At 61.2% G+C, this 21,844-nt stretch carries 21 protein-coding genes; 11 read left to right on the plus strand and 10 right to left on the minus strand.

Annotation, left to right across the window (positions count from 1 at the left end):
• Window positions 1–3: 3 nt before the first annotated feature.
• The gene (hemF, locus tag JFU48_RS06955) at window positions 4–918 is read right to left on the minus strand and encodes an oxygen-dependent coproporphyrinogen oxidase (RefSeq protein ID WP_201136169.1); all 915 of its coding nucleotides are present in this window, start codon (window positions 916–918) and stop codon (window positions 4–6) included.
• A gap of 164 nt (window positions 919–1,082) precedes the next feature.
• Here hemF and JFU48_RS06960 point away from each other — a divergent pair, with 164 nt between their 5' ends.
• Window positions 1,083–2,060: an NADPH:quinone reductase gene (locus tag JFU48_RS06960; protein WP_103521328.1), complete on the plus strand. Its 978-nt coding sequence runs from the start codon at window positions 1,083–1,085 to the stop codon at window positions 2,058–2,060.
• Window positions 2,061–2,125: 65 nt separating this feature from the next.
• Here JFU48_RS06960 and JFU48_RS06965 read toward each other — a convergent pair whose 3' ends face one another.
• The 4 genes from JFU48_RS06965 to JFU48_RS06980 form a co-directional block, all read right to left on the minus strand.
• Window positions 2,126–2,800: a hypothetical protein gene (locus JFU48_RS06965; RefSeq protein WP_201136170.1), complete on the minus strand. Its 675-nt coding sequence runs from the start codon at window positions 2,798–2,800 to the stop codon at window positions 2,126–2,128.
• Between the two features lie 239 nt (window positions 2,801–3,039).
• On the minus strand, window positions 3,040–3,597 hold the full coding sequence (locus JFU48_RS06970; RefSeq protein ID WP_003220243.1) for an L-threonylcarbamoyladenylate synthase: 558 nt from the start codon (window positions 3,595–3,597) through the stop codon (window positions 3,040–3,042).
• 55 nt (window positions 3,598–3,652) lie between these two features.
• The gene (gene dprA / locus JFU48_RS06975) at window positions 3,653–4,750 is read right to left on the minus strand and encodes a DNA-processing protein DprA (protein WP_201136171.1); all 1,098 of its coding nucleotides are present in this window, start codon (window positions 4,748–4,750) and stop codon (window positions 3,653–3,655) included.
• Between the two features lie 82 nt (window positions 4,751–4,832).
• Window positions 4,833–5,858, minus strand: coding sequence for a LysM peptidoglycan-binding domain-containing protein (locus tag JFU48_RS06980; RefSeq protein WP_003220240.1), 1,026 nt, complete (start codon window positions 5,856–5,858; stop codon window positions 4,833–4,835).
• A 159-nt stretch (window positions 5,859–6,017) separates the two neighbouring features.
• Between JFU48_RS06980 and def the strand changes: the two genes are divergently transcribed.
• The 5 genes from def to JFU48_RS07005 all read left to right on the plus strand — a co-directional run bounded on the left by def (window position 6,018) and on the right by JFU48_RS07005 (window position 10,713).
• Window positions 6,018–6,524 carry a peptide deformylase gene (def, locus tag JFU48_RS06985; RefSeq protein WP_027610272.1) on the plus strand — a complete coding sequence of 169 codons (507 nt, stop codon included), beginning with the start codon at window positions 6,018–6,020 and terminating at the stop codon, window positions 6,522–6,524.
• Window positions 6,525–6,581: 57 nt separating this feature from the next.
• A complete protein-coding gene (gene fmt, locus JFU48_RS06990) occupies window positions 6,582–7,541 on the plus strand; it encodes a methionyl-tRNA formyltransferase (protein ID WP_103521331.1) in 960 nt (319 codons plus the stop codon).
• Window positions 7,538–8,848 (plus strand): 16S rRNA (cytosine(967)-C(5))-methyltransferase RsmB, encoded by a 1,311-nt coding sequence (gene rsmB / locus JFU48_RS06995; RefSeq protein ID WP_201136172.1) that lies wholly within the window; start codon window positions 7,538–7,540, stop codon window positions 8,846–8,848. The genes fmt and rsmB overlap by 4 nt, the downstream gene beginning before the upstream one ends.
• Window positions 8,849–8,870: 22 nt before the next feature.
• Window positions 8,871–10,247 carry a Trk system potassium transporter TrkA gene (gene trkA, locus JFU48_RS07000; protein ID WP_003220233.1) on the plus strand — a complete coding sequence of 459 codons (1,377 nt, stop codon included), beginning with the start codon at window positions 8,871–8,873 and terminating at the stop codon, window positions 10,245–10,247.
• Window positions 10,248–10,398: 151 nt separating this feature from the next.
• Window positions 10,399–10,713, plus strand: coding sequence for a tetratricopeptide repeat protein (locus JFU48_RS07005; RefSeq protein WP_103483994.1), 315 nt, complete (start codon window positions 10,399–10,401; stop codon window positions 10,711–10,713).
• A gap of 1 nt (window position 10,714) precedes the next feature.
• Here JFU48_RS07005 and JFU48_RS07010 read toward each other — a convergent pair whose 3' ends face one another.
• From JFU48_RS07010 to tag, 3 genes are all read right to left on the minus strand, one after another.
• A complete protein-coding gene (locus JFU48_RS07010) occupies window positions 10,715–10,954 on the minus strand; it encodes a PilZ domain-containing protein (protein ID WP_003220229.1) in 240 nt (79 codons plus the stop codon).
• 110 nt (window positions 10,955–11,064) lie between these two features.
• Entirely contained in the window at window positions 11,065–11,952 is an 888-nt protein-coding gene (locus tag JFU48_RS07015) for a lysophospholipid acyltransferase (protein ID WP_003220227.1), read from the minus strand.
• A gap of 40 nt (window positions 11,953–11,992) precedes the next feature.
• Window positions 11,993–12,550: a DNA-3-methyladenine glycosylase I gene (gene tag / locus JFU48_RS07020; RefSeq protein ID WP_103483995.1), complete on the minus strand. Its 558-nt coding sequence runs from the start codon at window positions 12,548–12,550 to the stop codon at window positions 11,993–11,995.
• Window positions 12,551–12,631: 81 nt separating this feature from the next.
• Here tag and glyQ point away from each other — a divergent pair, with 81 nt between their 5' ends.
• From glyQ to JFU48_RS07040, 4 genes are all read left to right on the plus strand, one after another.
• On the plus strand, window positions 12,632–13,585 hold the full coding sequence (gene glyQ / locus JFU48_RS07025; protein ID WP_003187265.1) for a glycine--tRNA ligase subunit alpha: 954 nt from the start codon (window positions 12,632–12,634) through the stop codon (window positions 13,583–13,585).
• The gene (glyS, locus tag JFU48_RS07030; RefSeq protein ID WP_003220223.1) at window positions 13,582–15,636 is read left to right on the plus strand and encodes a glycine--tRNA ligase subunit beta; all 2,055 of its coding nucleotides are present in this window, start codon (window positions 13,582–13,584) and stop codon (window positions 15,634–15,636) included. The genes glyQ and glyS overlap by 4 nt, the downstream gene beginning before the upstream one ends.
• Before the next feature lie 4 nt (window positions 15,637–15,640).
• A complete protein-coding gene (gene gmhB, locus JFU48_RS07035; protein WP_177434763.1) occupies window positions 15,641–16,180 on the plus strand; it encodes a D-glycero-beta-D-manno-heptose 1,7-bisphosphate 7-phosphatase in 540 nt (179 codons plus the stop codon).
• Window positions 16,181–16,262: 82 nt separating this feature from the next.
• Entirely contained in the window at window positions 16,263–17,042 is a 780-nt protein-coding gene (locus JFU48_RS07040) for a lysophospholipid acyltransferase family protein (protein WP_003220219.1), read from the plus strand.
• A 168-nt stretch (window positions 17,043–17,210) separates the two neighbouring features.
• Here JFU48_RS07040 and JFU48_RS07045 read toward each other — a convergent pair whose 3' ends face one another.
• Window positions 17,211–18,743 carry a sensor histidine kinase gene (locus JFU48_RS07045; RefSeq protein WP_103521334.1) on the minus strand — a complete coding sequence of 511 codons (1,533 nt, stop codon included), beginning with the start codon at window positions 18,741–18,743 and terminating at the stop codon, window positions 17,211–17,213.
• Window positions 18,744–18,911: 168 nt separating this feature from the next.
• Between JFU48_RS07045 and JFU48_RS07050 the strand changes: the two genes are divergently transcribed.
• Window positions 18,912–19,631, plus strand: coding sequence for a response regulator transcription factor (locus tag JFU48_RS07050; protein WP_201136173.1), 720 nt, complete (start codon window positions 18,912–18,914; stop codon window positions 19,629–19,631).
• A gap of 30 nt (window positions 19,632–19,661) precedes the next feature.
• On the opposite strand, the gene JFU48_RS07055 is transcribed toward JFU48_RS07050, so the two are convergent.
• Complete coding sequence (locus JFU48_RS07055) at window positions 19,662–21,764, minus strand: DUF6311 domain-containing protein (RefSeq protein ID WP_201136174.1); 2,103 nt, start codon at window positions 21,762–21,764, stop codon at window positions 19,662–19,664.
• Between the last annotated feature and the right edge of the window lie 80 nt (window positions 21,765–21,844).

Raw genomic sequence — 21,844 nt, forward strand, 5'->3', positions numbered from 1 at the left:
TCCTCAGGCCTCGGCCAGCCAGTCGCGGTCTTGCAGGAAGTAGTCGGTCAGGCGCGCTTCTTCACTGCCGGGCTCGGCCTTGAAGTCATAGGCCCAGCGCACTTGCGGCGGCAGCGACATGAGGATCGACTCGGTACGCCCGCCCGATTGCAGGCCGAACAGCGTGCCACGGTCGTAGACCAGGTTGAACTCGACGTAGCGGCCACGGCGGAATTCCTGGAATTCACGCTGTTTCGCGGTGAACGCATCGTTCTTGCGGCGCTGCACGATGGGCAGGTACGCATCGATGTAAGCGTCACCGATAGCGCGCATGAAGGCGAAACTGGTGTCGAAGTCCCACTCGTTCAGGTCATCGAAAAACAGGCCGCCGATGCCGCGCGGTTCGTGGCGATGCTTGATGTGGAAGTAGATGTCGCACCACGCCTTGTAGCGCGGGTAGACGTCCGCACCAAACGGCGCGCAGGCCTGTTCGGCGACGCGGTGCCAGTGGATGCAGTCTTCTTCGTTGCCGTAATACGGAGTCAGGTCGAAGCCGCCGCCGAACCACCAGACCGGCTCTTCACCTTCCTTCTCGGCGATGAAAAAGCGCACGTTGGCGTGGGACGTCGGCACATGCGGGTTGTGCGGATGGATCACCAGCGACACGCCGAGGGCTTCGAAACCGCGACCGGCCAGTTCCGGACGGTGGGCGCTGGCCGACGGTGGCAGGCCGCTGCCGAACACGTGGGAAAAGTTGACGCCGCCCTTTTCGATCACCGTACCGTTCTCGATCACGCGAGTACGACCGCCACCGCCGGCAGGCCGGGTCCAGGCGTCTTCGACGAAGCGCGTGCCGCCGTCTTCGGTTTCCAGCGCGGCGCAGATGCGGTCTTGCAGGTCGAGCAGATAGGCCTTTACGGCGTCGGTGCGGGTCGTCATGGCTTCACCTTGAATCAGGGGCATCACTACGCGGGCGCCCCGCAGGCAGGGGGCGGCGCAAATGGGCGCGTAGCATAACACCGCAGACCCGAGCGCCGCAGTTGACGAAGATCAAGCAGGGGAGTTGGATAGGGGCCTCGCAAAACGACCCAAGGAGTAGGCAGATGGCAAAGCGTATCCAGTTCCGCGCCCACGGCGGACCCGAAGTACTCGAGTATGTCGATTACCAGCCCGCCGCCCCCGGCCCGCAACAGGTGCGAGTGGCCAACAAAGCCATCGGCCTGAACTTCATCGACACCTATTTCCGCAGCGGTCTCTATGCGCCACCGGCGCTACCATCGGGTCTGGGCGCTGAAGGCGCGGGTATCGTCGATGCCGTGGGCAGTGAAGTCACCCGGTTCAAGGTCGGTGATCGCGTGGCGTATGGCAGCGGCCCATTGGGTGCCTACAGCGAGTTGCACGTGCTGCCCGAGGCCAACCTGGTGAAACTGCCGGACGAGATCAGCTTCGAAACCGCCGCCGGGGTCATGCTCAAGGGCCTGACCGTGCAGTACCTGCTGCGCCAGACCTATGAACTCAAGGGTGGCGAAACCATTCTGTTCCATGCCGCCGCCGGGGGCGTCGGTTCGCTGGCCTGCCAATGGGCCAAGGCCCTGGGCGTGAAACTGATCGGCACCGTCAGCTCCAAGGAAAAAGCCGAACTGGCCAAAGCCAACGGCGCCTGGGCAACCATCGATTACAGTCACGAAAACGTGGCACAGCGGGTGCTGGAGCTGACCGACGGCAAGAAAGTCCCGGTGGTGTACGACGGCGTCGGCAAGGACACCTGGCTGACCTCGCTCGACAGCGTCTCGCCGCGCGGGCTGGTGGTGAGTTTCGGCAATGCCTCCGGTGCGGTGGACGGGGTGAACCTGGGGATTCTTTCGGCCAAGGGCTCGCTGTACGTGACCCGCCCGACCCTGGCGACCTACGCCAACAACGCCGAAAACCTGCAGCGCATGGCCGACGAGCTGTTCGAGATGATCATCAGCGGCAAGATCAAGGTGGACATCAGCCAGCGTTATCCACTGGCTGACGCGGCAAAGGCGCAGACCGAACTGTCGGCGCGGCGCACCACCGGCTCGACCATCCTGCTGCCCTGATCAACCTTCGGCATCTTGCCAGTCAGGGTTGCGAACCCACGGCTGGCAAGACAGTTCGAACGCGTTCAGCACCTCGGCAGAGGAGACTCCAACGGTTTTTGCACCATGTGGCCAACCGTCGCGTGATCGGGCTGTTGAACCGCCGCGAGGATTTGCCGCCACTCGGCTGACAACACCCAATAATCGCCGCGTGCGCGCTGGTCGATATGCAGCGCATTGGAGGCGATCGGCATCAGGCCGAAACGCTGATAAAAGCGCAGTTGTTGCGATCTGCACAACGCGGTCACCCCCTGATAGCCGCGTTTTATCGCCCACTCGGTAGCGGCCGCCAACAGACCGTTGATCGCGATGGGCAGTTGATTGGGCGTGTACGAAATCAAGCGACTGAATTCGACATGGCGCGACAGCGCCACCGTGGGCGAAACGTGTTGCTGCGCCAGCGATACCCATTCGAACGGCGCCGGAGTCGCCCTCAATACTGCCAACAGTTGATCGTGCCGATACAGCAGAAAGTGGGTACTTCGCGACTTTATCGCCAGTCTGGTTTCGAGCATCCGCGCCCGTGAAGTCAGCATGTAATGCTGCAGCCGGAGTCGAAATTGCCGATCGACAAACCGGTCGAACTCCTGAGTATCCGCCCCCGCTTCAAGCATCACGATACGGCAACCCTCATGGTGACTCTTTAACGTCACCTGAAGCGCCTGCAGATAATCCGTGAGTTGCAAATTCGTAGTGTCCATTCTTTCTCCGCAGACCTTAACTTATCGAAGTATTTCGAGTGCAGGGAAAGGATGGTTGCTTTTGGCGATTCCGCCACGCCAGAAAGTCTGATAATCCGGTGGGAAAACTCAATGAATCCGGGTACTTGGCGACTTTTCCGACATAGAAACGGGCGTCATTGCAGGACAAATCGCAGGTACGCGTAGTCCTCCTCGCCATCAAGGCGAAGAGGACTCACGTAAAGGTTTTCGAGCCAGGATCAGTCGGGACGAATGACCTTGCCGGTCGCCAGATCACGGATCACGCTGGGGTTCTTGCGCCCGCCCAGTTGCCCGCCGAGGATCAGGTCGATCTGCCCACGGAAATACTGCTCGACGCGCAACCGCGTGCGCGCCGCCGGCCGTCCTTGCGGGTTCGCCGAGGTGGAGATCAGCGGCCCGACCATCGAGCACAGATCCCGCACCTGCGGATGATCGCTGACCCGCAGCGCCACCGTGTCATGCACGCCCGTCACCCACTCCGGCAGCAGGTTTTGATGCGGCACCAGCCAGGTGTTCGGCCCCGGCCAGGTACTGGCCATGCGGTCGAGCCACTCTTGCGGGAAGTCTTCGAACAGGAAGTCGAACTGGCGAATGTTGTCGGCGACCAGGATCAGGCCCTTGTCCACCGAACGGTTCTTGATCGCCAGCAGACGATCCACTGCCTCTTCGTTCCACGGGTCGCAACCCAGCCCCCAGACGGCTTCGGTTGGATAGGCAATCACCGCCCCGGCGCGAATCTCTCGTGCGGCTTGCTGCACACGCCAACTGTTGACCATGAAAAAACTCTCCGCAAACAGGTTTTGCGCAGTTTACCGATCTTCCCTGTAAAACCTAGCGTGTCCTGGCCTGCCAGCGACCGTTTTCACACACTGCCCGGCCTTCCATTTCCAGCTCGGTGAGTGCCGCGAGAACTTTGGGCAACGCCCAGCCGCTGCTGTCGACCAAGGCTTCGCTGGTGTGCGGCGCCGCGTGCAGCAGGCGCAGCAAGGGGTGCCCGGCATCCGGCGTCTCTGTGGATAACGGCACATGCTGCCAGCCGCGCAGGGCTTCGAGGATGTGTTCGATGGTTTCGACCAGCACCGCACCGTCGCGGATCAACTGGTGACAGCCGCGTGCGCCAGGGTGATGGATCGAGCCTGGAATCGCGTACACCTCGCGGCCCTGCTCTGCCGCCAGCCTGGCAGTGATCAGCGAACCGCTGGCAACACTCGCTTCGACCACCAGCACACCGAGGGACAAACCGCTGATGATCCGATTGCGTCTGGGGAAGTTGCTCGCCGTCGGACCGGCGTCCAGTGGAAACTCCGAAAGCACCGCGCTGCCCGAGGCAATCATCGCGTCGGCCAGTCGGCGATTGCGCTGTGGATAAAACTTTTCCAGGCCGGTGCCGAGCACGCCGACGGTTTGCCCGCCGACGTCCAGCGCCGCCTGATGGGCAGCTGCATCGATGCCCAGCGCCAAGCCACTGGTGATGACAAAACCGGCCCCGGCGAGGCTGCGGGAAAATGCTGCAGCGGTGTCCATTCCCGGGCGTGAAGCACTGCGACTGCCGACCATCGCCAGTTGCGGTTTTTCCAGAATCAGCGGGTCGCCCGCAACAAACAACAGCGGTGGTGGGTCAGGGATCTGCGCCAGCAGCGCCGGATAATCCGCCTGATCCAACAGCAATAGGTGCTGGCCGGGCCGCTCTAGCCAGCGCAATGCATGGCTGGCGCCGTCGCGCACTTCGGGGCTGCGCCGGGCCTCGGCCGACGCCGCCGGCAATCCCAGCGCACGCCAGGCATTGGCCGGCGCGCTCAGGGCTTTTGAAGCCGAGCCGAAGGCTTCAAGCAGTTTGGCAAAACGTTTCGGACCGATTTCCGGCAAGCGGTGCAGGCGCAAACGCGCTTCCAGTTCCGCAGGGGAAACCGGCGTACAGGCAGACAGCATCGTGGATCATCCTTGATCGTTATAAGTCCCGAACCATTCGGAACAAGCTGTGGATAACTCTGTTGGTAACTTGTGAAGCCAGCTAAGGATTTCGTACCTTGTCGAGCACCGCCAGCGAGCGCGATGCGTTGAGTACCAGGCCATAGCTGATTTTTTCGTAGGTGCGGAACACCATCAGCAAACCGGCACGTTCGTCGGGGATTTTCAACGGCTGGCCGGTTACCCGGTCACGTACGGTTTCCCCGGTTTTCATCACTGCCAGAACGTTGCCTTCGACCAGGCCGTCGCGCTGGCCCTTGTTCAGGGTGACCACGTCCATCACGCCGATCTGCGTGACGCCGCGCGGCACGTCGATGATCACGCCGTTGATGTTGGTGCTCGGGGCGCTGGGCATGAAGGTCGAATTGATCGAGCGCTCTTCGCCGCTGAACAAACGGTCGCCGAGGCGCACTTCCTGCGTGGTGCGTTGCAGGGCGAGGGTGGCGACATCGCCTTCGGTGGCAACGATTTCGCCGCCGCCAACGTCATCGGCATTGATCCCCAGGAACTCCTTGGTCTGCGGGTCGGTGTAGACCTTGCCCTGGCGGAAGATGCCGTACACCGGCTGACTGGGGTCGAAATGGCCACGGGCATAAATCCGGTCGCCGGTGCCGGAAAGCACCCGCTCCGCATCGCCGGCGACGATATAGGGTGCCTTGTCGAAGTCCTCGACCTTGTCGACGATGCGGTTGCTCAGCAGAAAGGCGTTGATCGATTTCAGCGGAATGCTCGGGATCGCCTCGGCCACCGGGCTGGTGCGGATGCGTGGCGACAGTTTGATGGTGCCGCGCGACTCGCCGCGATTGACGGTCAGTCGAGGCTGACCGTCGACATAACTCAGCGTCAGCGTGTCGCCGGGATAGATCAGGTTGGGGTTTTCAATTTGCGGGTTGGCCCGCCACAGCTGTGGCCATTGCCAGGGCTCGCGCAGGTATTTGCCGGAAATGTCCCAGAGTGTGTCTCCCGAAACCACCGTGTATTGCTGTGGAAAACCATCCCTGAGTTGCACTTGCCCTTGCGCCACGCCGGCCGAGACCAGAAGCAGCAGGGCGAGTAGTGTTTTCCTCATGCAGCGAATCCCTTTATCATGTGCGTTCGCGTGAACCGTCAGAGCCCCCGTGGCTCGCTACTGCAAATTGCATTAGCTACGCTTCACAACGGTAGCCTGCATCTTCGGACCTGCCAGGCCATCGACCCGACTTTACTCAATACGTGCAGCAATCAGCCTATGGCCATTTTAAACATCCTCGAATTCCCGGACCCGCGTCTGCGTACTATCGCCAAGCCTGTGGCTGTAGTGGACGACGAAGTGCGTCAGTTGGTCGATGACATGTTTGAAACAATGTATGAAGCGCCGGGCATCGGCCTCGCCGCGACCCAGGTCAACGTGCACAAACGTATCGTCGTGATGGACCTTTCCGAAGACCGCACCGAACCCCGGGTGTTCATCAACCCCGAGTTCGAATCGCTGACCGACGAGATGGATCAGTACCAGGAAGGCTGCCTCTCGGTGCCGGGTTTCTACGAAAACGTCGACCGCCCGCAGAAGGTCAAGATCAAGGCGCTGGACCGCGACGGCCAGCCTTACGAACTGATCGCCGAAGGCCTGCTCGCGGTGTGCATCCAGCACGAATGCGACCACCTCAACGGCAAGTTGTTCGTCGATTACCTGTCCACGCTCAAACGCGACCGGATCAAGAAGAAACTGGAAAAGCTGCATCGCCAGAACGCTTGATGCCCTCCTTCAAAGGCTTGCTGCGGCAAGCCTTTTTCTTTTTATGAGACGCCCTTCATGACTGAGCCACTGCGCATCGTTTTTGCCGGTACCCCGGAATTTGCCGCCGAACACCTCAAGGCCCTGCTGAACAGCCCTTACGAGATCGTTGCGGTCTACACCCAACCGGATCGTCCGGCCGGTCGCGGGCAAAAACTGATGCCGAGCCCGGTCAAACAGTTGGCCCTGGAAAATAATATCCAGGTGTTGCAGCCGCCGACCCTGCGCAACGCTGACGCTCAAGCCGAGCTGGCCGCGCTGAAACCGGACTTGATGGTGGTGGTTGCCTACGGCCTGATCCTGCCGCAAGCGGTGCTGGATATTCCGCGTCTGGGCTGCATCAACAGCCACGCCTCCCTGCTGCCACGCTGGCGCGGTGCGGCGCCGATCCAGCGCGCCGTGGAACACGGTGATGCCGAAAGCGGCGTGACCGTGATGCGCATGGAAGCCGGCCTCGACACCGGGCCGATGCTGCTCAAGGTCGTGACCCCGATCAGCGCCGACGACACGGGCGGCACGCTGCACGACCGTCTCGCCGAAATGGGCCCGCCCGCCGTGGTCCAGGCGATTGCCGGCCTGGCCGCCGGAACCCTCGAAGGCGAAGTACAGAACGACGAGTTCGCCACCTACGCCCACAAACTGAACAAGGACGAAGCGCGCCTCGACTGGAGCCGTCCGGCGGTTGAGCTGGAGCGTCTGGTACGCGCCTTCAATCCATGGCCGATTACCCACAGCACCCTCAACGGTGAAGCGCTGAAAGTACTGGCCGCGACCCTGGCTGACGGCAAAGGCGCACCGGGTGCAATCCTCAGCGCCAGCAAGGACGGCCTGATCGTCGCGTGCGGTGAGCAGGCGTTGTGCCTGACCCGTCTGCAACTGCCCGGCGGCAAGGCGCTGAACTTCAGCGACCTGTTCAACAGCCGTCGCGAGAAATTCGCCGTCGGTACCGTGCTCGGCGCCGTGGTGGACGCGCAATGAACCCGCGTCTGGCTGCCGCCAAGGCACTCGCTGCCGTCCTCAGCGGCAAGGCTTCGTTGAACAGCTCCCTGCCGACGCAACTGGACAAGGTCGAAGACCGTGATCGCGGCTTCACCCAGGATCTGGCGTTCGGCACCGCGCGCTGGCAGCCACGGCTGTCGGCGCTGGCGGAAAAGCTTCTGCAGAAGCCGTTCAAGGCTGCCGACGCCGATGTCGAGGCGCTGCTGCTGGTCGGTCTCTATCAACTGCTCTACACCCGCGTGCCGCCGCACGCGGCCATCGGCGAAACCGTCGGTTGCGCCGACAAGCTGAAAAAGCCCTGGGCCAAGGGTCTGCTCAACGCCGTGCTGCGTAATGCCCAGCGCGAAAGCGAGACGATTTTTGCCGAGCTGGAGCGCGATCCGGTGGTGCGCACCGCCCACCCGCGGTGGCTGCAAAAATCCCTGAAAGCCTTCTGGCCGGAGCAATGGGAAGCGATCTGCGCCGCAAACAACGCGCACCCGCCGATGATCCTGCGCGTCAACCGCCGGCATCACAGCCGCGACGCCTACCTCGGCTTGCTCAGCGACGCCGGCATCGTTGCCACGCCCTGCGTCTATAGCCGCGACGGCATCGTCCTTGAAACCGCCGCCGATGTACGCAGCCTGCCGGGGTTTGCCGAAGGCTGGATCAGTGTGCAGGACGAAGCCGCGCAACTGGCCGCCGATCTGCTCGATCTGGCCCCGGGCCAGCGAGTGCTCGACGCCTGCTGCGCCCCCGGTGGCAAGACCTGCCACATCCTTGAAGCCGAACCGGCGCTGGCCGGCGTGGTGGCGGTGGATCTGGAAGCCAAACGTCTGGTGCGCGTAAAGGAGAACCTTGAGCGGCTGGGCCTGAGCGCCGAACTGATCGCTGCCGACGGTCGCGATACCGCCGCGTGGTGGGACGGCAAACCGTTCCAGCGCATCCTGCTCGACGCGCCATGCTCGGCCACCGGCGTGATCCGCCGCCATCCGGACATCAAACTGACCCGTCAGGCCGACGACATCGCCGCCCTCGCGCTGCTGCAAGACGAGCTCCTCGACGCCCTGTGGAAAACCCTCGAAGTCGGCGGCATCCTGCTCTACGCCACTTGCTCGACCTTGCCCACCGAGAACACCGAAGTCATTGCCGCGTTCCTCGAGCGCACGCCCGGTGCCCGCGAGCTGGATCTGGCCACCACGGCCGGGATCAAACAGCCCCATGGTCGCCAATTGCTGGCCCAGCAGGGCGGGCATGACGGGTTCTACTACGCCAAGCTGATCAAGATCGCTGCCGCGCGCGGCTAAACGGATTCAATGGAGTGACTGGATGAAAATCATCATCCTCGGTGCGGGGCAGGTCGGCGGTTCGCTGGCTGAACACCTGGCGAGCGAAGCCAACGACATCACCGTGGTCGACACCGACGGCGAGCGCCTGCGCGACCTCGGCGACCGCCTCGACATCCGCACCATTCAGGGCCGCGGCTCGCTGCCGTCGGTGCTGCGCCAGGCCGGCGCCGACGATGCCGACATGCTGGTGGCGGTGACCAACAGCGACGAGACCAACATGGTCGCCTGCCAGGTCGCGCACACGCTGTTCCACACCCCGACCAAAATCGCCCGGGTGCGCGAAGCGTCCTACCTCAATCGCGAAGAACAGCTGTTCCAGAACGAAGCGATTCCGGTCGACGTGCTGATCAGCCCCGAGCAGGTGGTGACCAACTACATCAAACGCCTGATCCAGCATCCGGGCGCGCTGCAAGTGATCGACTTCGCCGAAGGCCAGGCGCAACTGGTGGCGGTGCGCGCCTATTACGGCGGGCCGCTGGTGGGCCAACAGCTGCGCCAGCTGCGCGAACACATGCCGAATGTCGAGACGCGTGTCGCGGCGATTTTTCGCCGCGACCGGCCGATCCTGCCGCAAGGCGACACGGTGATCGAGGCCGATGACGAAGTCTTCTTCATCGCCGCCCGTGAGAATATTCGCGCGGTGATGAGCGAAATGCGCCGCCTCGACGAAACCTACAAGCGCATCGTGATTGCCGGCGGCGGGCAGATCGGCGAGCGTCTGGCCGAGGCCATCGAGAGCCGTTATCAGGTGAAGATCATCGAGATGAACCCGGCACGCTGCCGCTACCTCTCGGATACCCTCGACAGCACCGTGGTGCTGCAGGGCAGCGCGTCGGACCGTGATCTGCTGCTGGAAGAGAACATCGCCGACGCCGACATCTTCCTTGCGCTGACCAACGATGACGAAGCCAACATCATGTCGTCGTTGCTGGCCAAACGCCTGGGCGCGAAGAAGGTGATGACGATCATCAACAACCCGGCGTACGTCGACCTGATCCAGGGCGGCGACATCGACATCGCCATCAGCCCGCAACTGGCGACCATCGGTACCTTGCTGGCCCACGTACGGCGTGGCGATATCGTCAGCGTGCACTCACTGCGCCGGGGCGCGGCGGAAGCCATCGAGGCAATTGCCCACGGTGATGCGAAGTCGAGCAAGGTCATCGGCCGACCGATCGAGAAAATCGGCCTGCCACCGGGCAGCACGATTGGCGCGATCATCCGCAACGAAGAAGTGATCATCGCCCACGACGATACGGTGATCGAAACCGGTGACCATGTGATTCTGTTCCTTGTGGATAAAAAGCATATCCGCGATGTGGAGAAGTTGTTTCATGTGGGTCTCAGCTTCTTCTGATCTGGATTACTGCGTGATCAGACTGGCCTCATCGCGAGCAGGCTCACTCCTACAGGGGAACGCATTCCAAATGTGGGAGCGGGCTTGCTCGCGAAAGCGGTGTAACTGACACCGATCAACACCTGACACTCCACAGAAAAGGACTCCGCCCATGCTCGAATCCCTGGAAAAAATGCTCGCCAAGGGTGTGGATAACTCATTGCTGCGCTTCGGCCTCGGCAAGGGTTATCTGGATTTGGGCGAGAACGCCAAAGCCGCCGAGCATTTCCAGCGCTGTGTCGGCTTCGACCCGAAGTACTCGGCGGCGTGGAAGCTATTGGGCAAGGCGCAACTCGCACTCGGCGATCACGCCGCCGCAAGGCAGGCATGGGAACAAGGTCTGGAAGCCGCCCGCGCCCATGGCGACAAGCAGGCCGAGAAGGAGATGGCGGTGTTTCTGAAGAAGCTCGATCGTCAGGCGCAATAAGCTAGAGATAGCGCAGGCCGATGCCCTCGGCATCCACCGTCACCACTTCCATTCGCACCCGTGGCGCGCCCGTTGGCAAGCCCTGTACTTGCCCGTAAACCACAGCGCCCTTGGGCAGCGAAGCCAGGCGCGGATGCTGGACGTAGACCCCCGTAGTGGACAGATTGCGCGTTTGCCCGAGGCATTCGCCGAAGCTGTCGTGGGTGATCTTGATGCGGAAAGATTTGCAGTGTTCGGACATCTTTATGCGCCCTTGAATGAACGAGGCTGTGGATAAGCCGCAGAAGCAGGATCAACAGATCGCCGCCTGCGGCAGCTTCTACAGGTTATCCACAGAGTGTGCCAACTTGCTCAGTACCAGCGCGCTTCGCCCGGCGGCCGCTTTTTGAAACGCTTCATGCTCCACATATACTGGCTCGGATACGCCGCGACATACCGCTCGACCACCTTGCTCATGGCCGCGCAGGATTCCTCGGTATCGGTGCTGTACATGGCTTCCGGCGCCGCTTCGAGGATCACTTTGTAGCCGGAACCGTCCGGCAGGCGCAGCGCGTGCAGGAACACGCCGACCGCTTTGCCGCCGGCGAGCATGTTCGGCACGAATTTGCTGGTCAGCGCCTGGGTGGCGAAGAACGGCACGAAGATCCCGGCGGATTCGGCCGGTTCCGGGTCAGCCGGAATGCCCACTGCACCACCTTTGCGCACTTCCTTGATGACGCTGAGGATGCCTTCCTTGGTGGAAGCGGCGACTTTGTTGCCCAGTTGCACGCGTTGTTTGCGCAGCAATTCATCCACCGCCTTGAGCTTCGGCGGGCGGTAGAAAATGATCGGTTTACACTGGCTGCAATAGAAGTGGTTGAGCACTTCCCAGTTGCCCAAATGGCTGGTGATGCCGACCACGCCTTTACCCGAGGCCAGCGCCTCCTTGAGGATGTCGAGGCCTTCGACTTCGCGCACCAGATCGATGGAGCGTTGGGCCGGCCAGATCCACGCGCAGGCGCTTTCGGTCAGGGACTTGCCGATGTCTTTGAGGCTCTGGCCGACCAGGCGCTCGCGCTCGGCCGGGTCCATCTGTGGAAAACATTTGGCGAGGTTGATCCGCACCACGTCGCGGGAGCGGTTGGGGGTTTTCCACATGATCCAGCCAATCGCCGAACCCACGGCCTGCACGGCCCGCCATGGCAGCAGGGCAAACAGCCGCAGAGCGCCTACCAGCAAGGCGCCTTTAAACTTTTCCACAGGTCACTCCTGAATTTGTGCTGTGCGCGAGGCGGCCATTCTAACCGCCGTTGACCAGCTGCGCGTAGCGATCGCAGTCCTGGGTGTGATCCATGACCATGCCCGAGGCCTGCATCAGCGCGTAGCAAATGGTCGGGCCGACGAAGGTGAATCCGGCCTTTTTCAGGGCTTTGCTCATCGCCACGGCTTCGGGGGTGATGGCCGGGACTTCGCTGCGATCCTTGAAATGATTGATGACCGGTTTGTCACCGACAAACGACCAGAGGAAGGCCACCGGGTCTTCCAGCGCCAGCCAGGCCTGGGCGTTGCGCCGGGCGGCATTGAGTTTGAGGCGGTTGCGGATGATCCCCGGATCGAGCATCAACTCAGCGATTTCCGCGTCGCTCATCTGCGCCACGCGCTGCACGTCGAAGCCGTACAACACCTCGCGGTAGCGCTTGCGTTTGCGCAGCACGGTGATCCAGGAAAGGCCGGCCTGGAACCCTTCGAGCAAAAGCAACTCGAACAAACCCTGCGCATCGCGTAGCGGCGTGCCCCACTCCTGATCGTGATAAGCCATGTACAGCGGATCTTCGGTACACCAAAAGCAGCGTGGCATAAGGCTCCAGGGGGTGGAGGTGCGACTGAATCGGGTATACTCCCGCTCTTTAAATCGCAGCCCAAGAAACAGGTGAATTTCGTGAGCCAGCCTACGCCAGCCGTGCGTACCTTCCAAGACTTGATCCTCGCGCTCCAGCAATACTGGGCCGAGCAAGGTTGTGTGGTACTTCAGCCCTACGATATGGAAGTAGGCGCCGGCACTTTCCACACCGCGACCTTCCTGCGCGCCATCGGCCCGGAAACCTGGAACGCCGCGTACGTGCAGCCAAGCCGCCGTCCGACTGACGGCCGCTACGGGGAAAACCCGAACCGTCTGCAGCACTACTACCAGTTCCAGGTCGTCCTGAAGCCGAACCCGGACAACTTCCAGGAACTGTACCTGGGCTCGCTCAAGCATGTCGGCCTGGACCCGTTGGTCCACGACATCCGCTTCGTCGAAGACAACTGGGAATCGCCGACCCTCGGCGCCTGGGGTCTGGGCTGGGAAGTCTGGCTCAACGGCATGGAAGTGACCCAGTTCACTTACTTCCAGCAGGCCGGCGGCATCGAATGCTACCCGGTCACCGGTGAAATCACCTACGGTCTAGAGCGTCTGGCCATGTACCTGCAGGGCGTGGATTCGGTCTACGACCTGGTCTGGGCCGACGGTCCGTTCGGCAAGGTGACCTACGGCGACGTGTTCCACCAGAACGAAGTGGAGCAGTCCACCTACAACTTCGAACACGCCAACGTCGACAAACTGTTCGAACTGTTCGACTTCTATGAAAGCGAAGCCAAGCGCCTGATCGAACTCGACCAGCCGCTGCCGTTGCCGAGCTACGAAATGGTCCTGAAGGCCTCGCACACCTTCAACCTGCTGGATGCGCGCCGGGCGATCTCGGTGACCGCGCGTCAGCAATACATCCTGCGCGTGCGCACCCTGGCGCGTTCCGTTGCGCAAGCCTACCTGCTGGCCCGCGCCAAGCTGGGCTTCCCGATGGCGACCCCGGACCTGCGTGACGAAGTACTGGCCAAGCTGGAGGCTGCACAATGAGTGCTCAAGATTTTCTGGTTGAACTGGGCACCGAAGAACTGCCACCCAAAGCCCTGAACACCCTGGCTGAAGCGTTCCTCGCCGGTATCGACAAGGGCCTGCAAGCTGCCGGCCTGAGCTACGAAAGCAAAACCGTCTACGCCGCACCGCGTCGTCTGGCCGTGCTGATCACGGCGCTGGCCACCCAGCAGCCGGATCGCAGCATCAACCTCGACGGCCCGCCGCGTCAGGCTGCGTTCGACGCTGAGGGCAACCCGACTCAGGCAGCCCTGGGCTTTGCCAAGAAGTGCGGCGTCGAGCTGAGCGAAATCGACCAGAGCGGTCCGAAACTGCGCTACAGCCAGAACATCGCCGGCAAGCCGACCGCGAGCCTGCTGCCGACCATCGTCGAAGATTCGCTGAACGACCTGCCGATCCCGAAACGCATGCGTTGGGGTGCGCGCAAGGAAGAGTTCGTGCGTCCGACCCAGTGGCTGGTGATGCTGCTCGGTGACCAGGTCATCGACTGCACCATCCTCGCGCAAAAGGCTGGCCGTGATTCCCGCGGTCACCGTTTCCATCACCCGGAAAGCGTGCGCATCGGTTCGCCGTCAAGCTATCTGGCCGACCTGCGTGCCGCTTATGTCCTGGCCGATGCCAACGAGCGTCGCGAGATCATCAGCAAGCGCACCGAAGAGCTGGCGACCCGTCAGGAAGGCACCGCGATCGTGCCGCCGGCGCTGCTCGATGAAGTGACCGCACTGGTTGAATGGCCGGTGCCGCTGGTGTGCTCGTTCGAAGAACGCTTCCTCGACGTGCCGCAGGAAGCACTGATCACCACCATGCAGGACAACCAGAAGTATTTCTGCCTGCTGGATGCCGACGGCAAGTTGCTGCCACGGTTCATCACCGTCGCCAACATCGAAAGCAAGGATCCGCAGCAGATCGTCGCCGGTAACGAGAAAGTAGTTCGCCCACGCCTGACCGACGCCGAGTTCTTCTTCAAGCAAGACAAGAAGCAGAAACTCGAAGACTTCAACCTGCGCCTGCAGAACGTGGTGTTCCAGGAAAAACTCGGCAGCGTCTACGACAAGGCCGAGCGTGTTTCGAAACTGGCGGCGTACATCGCCGCACGTATCGGCGGCAACGCTTCGTGGGCGGCCCGTGCCGGCTTGCTGTCGAAGTGCGACCTGGCCACCGAAATGGTCGGCGAGTTCCCGGAGATGCAAGGTGTCGCCGGTTACTACTACGCGCTCAATGACGGCGAGCCGGAAGACGTCGCGCTGGCGCTGAACGAGCAGTACATGCCACGCGGTGCCGGTGCTGAACTGCCGGCGACCCTGACCGGTGCGGCCGTCGCAATCGCCGACAAGCTCGACACCCTGGTCGGCATCTTCGGTATCGGCATGCTGCCAACCGGCAGCAAAGACCCGTATGCCCTGCGCCGTGCGGCCCTCGGCGTACTGCGCATCCTGATCGAGAAACAACTGGATCTGGACCTGAACGACGCCGTGGCCTTCGCCGTGAATGCGTTCGGTGCCAAGGTCAAGGCTGCCGGCCTGGCCGACTCGGTACAGGAATTCATCTTCGACCGTCTGCGTGCGCGTTACGAAGACGAAGGCGTCGATGTCGCCACCTACCTGTCGGTCCGTGCGCTGAAGCCGGGTTCGGCGCTGGACTTCGACCAGCGTGTACAAGCGGTACAAGCCTTCCGCAAACTGCCGGAAGCGGCAGCGCTGGCAGCGGTCAACAAGCGTGTGTCGAACCTGTTAAGCAAAGTCGAAGGCTCGGTGCCGACCGTGGTCGAGGCCAAGTACTTCGACAACGCCAACGAGTTCTCGCTGTACTCGGCGATCCAGCAAGCGGATCAGGCGGTGCAGCCAATGGCCGCAGCGCGTCAGTACAACGAATCGCTGGCACGTCTGGCTGCATTGCGTGAGCCGGTAGACGCGTTCTTCGACGCCGTCATGGTCAATGCCGAAGACGCCAAGGTCCGGGCCAACCGCTACGCGCTGCTGGCGCGCCTGCGTGGTCTGTTCCTCGGGGTTGCCGACATTTCGCTGCTGGGTTGAGGGACTGCTGTTGAAACTGCTGATTCTCGATCGGGACGGAGTGATCAATTACGACTCCGACGCTTATATCAAGTCGGTGGAGGAGTGGATTCCTTTGCCCGGCTCGATCGCAGCGATTGCGCAGTTGAGCAAGGCCGGCTGGACGGTGGCGGTGGCCACCAACCAGTCGGGCATTGCTCGCGGCTATTACGACCTCGCCACCCTCGATGCCATGCACGCGCGCCTGCGCGAGCTGGTGGCGGAGCAGGGCGGTGAAGTCGGGCTGATCGTGTACTGCCCGCATGGCCCGGATGAGGGTTGCGATTGCCGCAAACCGAAACCGGGGATGTTGAAAACCATCGCCGAGCATTACAACGTGGCGCTGACGAATGTCTGGTTCGTCGGCGACAGCCTTGGTGACCTGGAGGCCGCCAAAGCCGTCGATTCACAGCCCGTTTTGGTAAAGACCGGGAAAGGCGAAAAAACTCTGGGCAAGACCCTTCCGGTCGGCACCCTGATTTTTGACGATCTGGCGGCGATTGCCGCAGAACTTATCCACAACTAGAGTGCTTCTGAAGTTCCTGACCAGGGATTGATCGGGAGTGCGCTTGAACAGTCGGGCATCGCCCGTAACGGTAAACGTCGCCATGTCGATACTGCAGGCCATCAGAATCTTCCTCTTTTACCTGCTGCTGGGCACCACTGCCTTGCTGTGGTGCAGCCTGAGCTTTTTTATCGCGCCCTTTTTGCCGTTCAAGGCGCGCTATCGTTTCATCAACGTGTACTGGTGCCGCTGCGCCTTGTGGTTGACCAAGGTGTTTCTCGGCATTCGTTACGAGATCAAAGGCGCGGAAAACGTGCCGGACCGGCCCTGCGTGATTCAGTCGAACCACCAGAGCACCTGGGAGACGTTCTTTCTCTCCGCTTATTTCTCGCCCTTGAGCCAGGTGCTCAAGCGTGAATTGCTGTACGTGCCGTTCTTCGGCTGGGCCATGGCCATGCTGCGGCCGATCGCGATTGACCGCGACAACCCGAAAGCGGCACTCAAGCAAGTGGCCGCCAAAGGCGATGAACTGCTCAAGGATAACGTCTGGGTATTGATCTTCCCTGAAGGCACCCGCGTTCCTTACGGCACCGTCGGCAAGTTCTCCCGCAGTGGCAGCGCGTTGGCGGTGAATGCGGCGCTTCCGGTACTGCCGATTGCACACAATGCCGGCAAATTCTGGCCGAAAATCGGCTGGGGCAAGCAGCCGGGCGTGATCACCGTGGTCATCGGCGAGCCGATGTATGCCGAAGGCACTGGCCCGCGTGCCATCGCCGATCTGAATGACCGGGTACAAGCCTGGAACGAACGGACTCAGCGCGAAATGGGTTCGCTTCCGCCGGCACCGCAGGCGCCCGCAGCCAGTGATCAGATGGCTGTCTGAGATTTTGTGGATAACCTGTGTACGGTTTTGTTGAAAAGGCCTGAATCTTTAATTTAAGTGACTGATTTACCTATATATTTCTCAAGCTCATAAAGCACCGTAAAAGGTGCATAAGTTTTTTTCGGAAGTAAAAAAACCGGCTGATATAGCCGGTTTTTTTGTGCCTGTTCACTCCGCGATCAGCGGTAACTGCAGCCTGAACGTGGTGCCTTGATCGACGATGCTGTGGCACTCGATGCTGCCGCCATGATGATCGACCACTGCCTTGACCATCGACAGCCCCAAACCCACACCATCGATACCTTGCGCCGATGAAAAGCGTCGGTACTGCATAAACAGATCCGGCAATTCCTCGGCGGCGATGCCTTTGCCCTGATCGCTCAGTTCACAGCGCAACCAGTCGCCCTGGCAACTGACACTCAACTCGATCGTTGTGTCGGCCGGGCTGTACTTGATGGCGTTTTCCAACAGGTTGAACAAGGCGCGGGTCAGCAGGCCTTGATCTGCGTTGATCAGACGCTCCTGAGATTGTTCGTCCATCGTGTGCAGCAGTTTGATGCTTTTCTGCTGGGCGATGGGCAACGCCTGATCCAGCACGTCCAGCACCAGCATCGCGAACAGGCTGGGCTGAAACTGGTAAGCCTCGGATTCCGCCCGCGCCAGCAACACGAAGCCATCGGTCAATTCCAGCGCGCGGCGGACCTGGCGCTCGATCTGCTCGAACAGCGGTGAATCCGCTCCGGCCTGATGGCGATGCACATCGAGCAGAGCAAGGATCGCCGAATGCGGGGCCCGCAGGTCGTGGGACAGAAAACGCAGCAGTACGCTGCGCTGTTCTTCAGCGGCGCGTTCGGCACTCAGGTCGGTGAGGCTGAGCAGCCAGCCAATGGGAGTATCGCCGTCCACCGGCAGCAATGCCGCCCGCTCCAGACGCAGGCTGCGTTCCTTGTGATCGCGAAACTCCAGCAGTGCCAGGGTGGACAATGCCGGGCGCGGTTCTGTGGACAACTCCGGGTAACCGAGACGGGCCAGTTGCTCGAGAACGTCGCCGCCCACCAGCGGGTGATCGAACAATACCCGAGCCTTGCGATTACCCAAGAGAATCTGCCCCTTGGGATCGCTGATCAGCGTCGCCACCGGCAGGTACTCCAGACCGTCGGCAATGAAGCGCCGGGTATCGCGGGTGCGGCTCATGGCTTGCTCCAGCGCCATGATCTGGCCCTGCAGCTGGTCGGCGCTGGTGAATTGCGCGCGGCGCCGTTCCGGAAATACTTTCGGCTCGCGGTCCAGCCGCGCCAGCTCCCAGCCAAAGTACGTCAGCACCACGCTCAGGCGCCGCCAGTTCCAGATCAGGTAACCGAACAACATGCCGAGCGCCGATGGGGTCGGTGACCACCAGTGCCGGACTTCCGCCAGGCCAACGCTGGCCAGCAACACGCACGCCACCCCGCCCAATGTTACCCAGATCGCCCAGCGCGGGCGCCACAGCAGCAAGCCGAGGACACACGCCACCAGCCCCACCGAGAGCAATGCGCTCAGGCCTGGCGACGTGTCGTGCAGATTGATCTGGGCGCGATACGACAACAACGCAGTCAGCGGCAACAACACTAGACTTATCCACAACCACTCACGGACCAGCCGCCGAAACAGGCGCTGGACCTGACTCGGCTCGCGGCTTTCACGCCGACGCGGGCTATTCATGACAAACAGGGCAGGTGACAGTGAATGGTTTCATGGGTCACAGGTCTGAGGATGTAGATCCGAAGAATCATAGCGGACGACGACCGATGGTGGATTGCTTACTTTCCCCGCACAGGCCAAGCCGTTATGGTGGCCGGCCACTGCCCAAGCAACAAGGAACCCACGCGTATGCGCGTTGCGATACTGGACGATGAACCCGCCGAACTGCGTCGGGTCGAGCAAACCCTGCAGCAGATGGCTGCGGCGGGAGACCAGCCCTGGTCGCTGCACAGCTTTGAGCGGGGCGAGGACCTGCTGCGCCAGTTGCGCCGGGACACCTTCGACCTGCTGATCCTCGACTGGCAACTGCCCGACCTGACGGGCCTGGCGCTGCTGCGCTGGACCCGTGAGCACATGGAGTCGCCACCCGCCGCGATCATGCTGACCAGCCGCGACGGCGAAAGCGATATCGTCCAGGCGCTGAACGCCGGTGCCGACGATTACGTGAGCAAACCGTTCCGTCCCAACGAGTTGAAAGCCCGAGTCGCCGCCGTACTGCGCCGGCATAGTCAGCAGCGCAGTACCGCTGCCGAAGTCCTGACCTTCAATGACCTGACATTCGACGATGCCGAACTGAGCGTCACCCGCGAGGGCAAGGCAGTCATCATGACCGAGCGTGAATACCGCCTGGCGCGCTGCCTGTTCAGTAACCTGGGTCGACCGTTGTCGCGCGAATATCTATACGAACGCTTCTGGCCCCATGAAGAAGTGGCGTCGTCACGGCCACTGGATACGCACATCTATCGCCTGCGCAACAAACTGGGGCTGACGGCGGATCGGGGTTGGCAGTTGCTGACCATTTATGGTTATGGCTATCGATTGGAAAGCGTAACGCCAGCTCAGGAATAAAGCCCACCGCATCGTAGCCTTCGGCAGAGATCAATGAAGCGTCAGCCCTAAAAGCCCGATTGCCAGTTCACGCTCATCATCGCCCATACCCAATTCACGAGGGCTGATGGCGAGGGGAAGATTGAACTTGAGACGCATGAAACCTTCGCGCGCTATCGACGCTCGTACTTCGGCCGGGAGCGTAATGTCGAATGTGTTGGAAGCGGTGGTCAGGCTGGCGCCAAGGACCTGGATATCATTAATACGGATCTCCATTGCCTGGCGTGGGTGGGCCTGGGTCAGGAAGGTATTGGTTTCGAGCGACACAGCGCTCACATCAGCGCTGGGTCTGAGTATCACTTCAGCCTCTTTGCCGACTGAACCGGTGCCCCATGCTTCGGAGTCCCACCAGCCTTTGGCAAGCGCGGTACTCCCCGAACCTCCTTCCGTGAACTGGATTCTCTCGCCGAGCCTGACCGCGGGGATCAGCTCGTGCAAATCGGCTTCAGGAAATTGTGGGCACTCGGAACAGCGTTTCCAACCCGGTGCGAGCACCTGAAAACCGTCGACTTTTATCAGCGAATCGGTACTTCGATCGATGGTGAATGCCGCTTGAAGCGTTGAACGCTGATCGAGAACGTAGAGGGAATCAGCCTCGAAACGTCCTGATGCAATGACCTTGGCTGCCGCGCTCTGCGCGGACTGCAGAGACGCATAATTCACTCTTCCCAGATAAACCGCGTCCGTTGCGAGATGGTATTTACCCGCGAAATCGGCAAGTTCTATCCAATGGGTCGAATAGCTTTGCGGCTTGATCCATCGCACCTTTTGATAGTGCGACGCTGCGATGCTCCAGAAAGGATCAACCAATGGGGTTTTCCATTGCGCGCTGGGGGAGGCCATCAGTTTGCTGCGAATGGTTCCCCAGCCCGCACGGGTATCGACCACCTGCAGCACGAGTGCTGTCGCGAATAACAGAACCGCAGTGCGAGAGCTGTAACCACGCACAATCACAAACAGCACCGCAAAGATCGTTGCGTACATGACGGGCCAGATCATCCGGCCAGCTGCGCGGAAAACGCCGGCTTTCGCGATGATGAATTCCGGTAGCCAATAGTGGAGTTCGAAGGGACCAATGCCGACATTATTGGAAAACGCATAGATCATCAGTCCGGACAGGGCGAGCACTAACACCCAACGCGGACGTACAACAGAAAGGAGCTGACTGCGACCCGACACCAGCAACGGCAGCGCGCAAACGGTTAGAAAAAGCACCCCCAGCCCTGGAAAAGCCAGCCCATCGATATCGCCCGGTACGCCGGGCAAATCACCCAGTACATAGGACCATCCGGCAGAGTCGAAGAAGGTCAGCACATTGGCGCGCAACAATCCAAACCCGATTAAACCGAGTCCAGCACTGTCGACACTGAAATAGCCTGCCTGCCAGCAGCAGAAACCCGTCAGCACCAGGATGCCGGCCAGTTCGGCAAAGGCTTTCCCCGGCGTCAGCTGGCGTTTGATGGTTCTCGCCAGCAGATCCGCCAGCCAGATCAACGCGACCATAGCCAGCAGATAGGCATGCACCAGCGCCGATGCAACCAACAAAGCTGCCCAGGCAAAGGATTGTTTACGGGTAGAAGGGCGCAGGGCCAGATACAAAGCGGCCAGGACCAGAAAATGCCCCGCGAGGGACAAGTGCTCGCCCATCCGAAGAATCATCGCGGGAGCGAAGAGAAAGAGCGCCGAACCGAGCAAGCGCACGATCAGATGGTCGCTGGCCAAACCCATCAGCTTCCACGCAAACCAACTCTGGAGCATGAAACACATCAGGAACCAGAGACCGAAATATTGGAACGGTTCGGGCAATAACGCTGCGAACGGCTTGAAGAGCAACGCAAAGAGCGGGTTTGAATCCGAAAATACGATGGCATTGCTCAGTTCCAGCCCGTACGACGGATTGAGTCCGACAGGAAATGACCAAGGCGCACTCCTGAAAAACACCCACCCCAAATAATGCGTAGCCGGATCGCCACTGCTCAGCCATGCGATGTTTTGCGGATTCAGCGCCCTGGGGCCAACGACAATCAGAAAGGCCAGCACGCCCATCAATAGAGGTAAAAGATTGACCGGCAAGCGTTTGACCAGATCCTTCATCGATAAAAGTCCATTTGTCATGCGCCCGTCAATGTACAGGCAGAAATCGAGCTGTATCGTACGTAAAAAAAAGCCCGCTT

Source organism: Pseudomonas sp. TH49 (assembly GCF_016650625.1).
Lineage (GTDB): Bacteria > Pseudomonadota > Gammaproteobacteria > Pseudomonadales > Pseudomonadaceae > Aquipseudomonas > Aquipseudomonas fluorescens_H.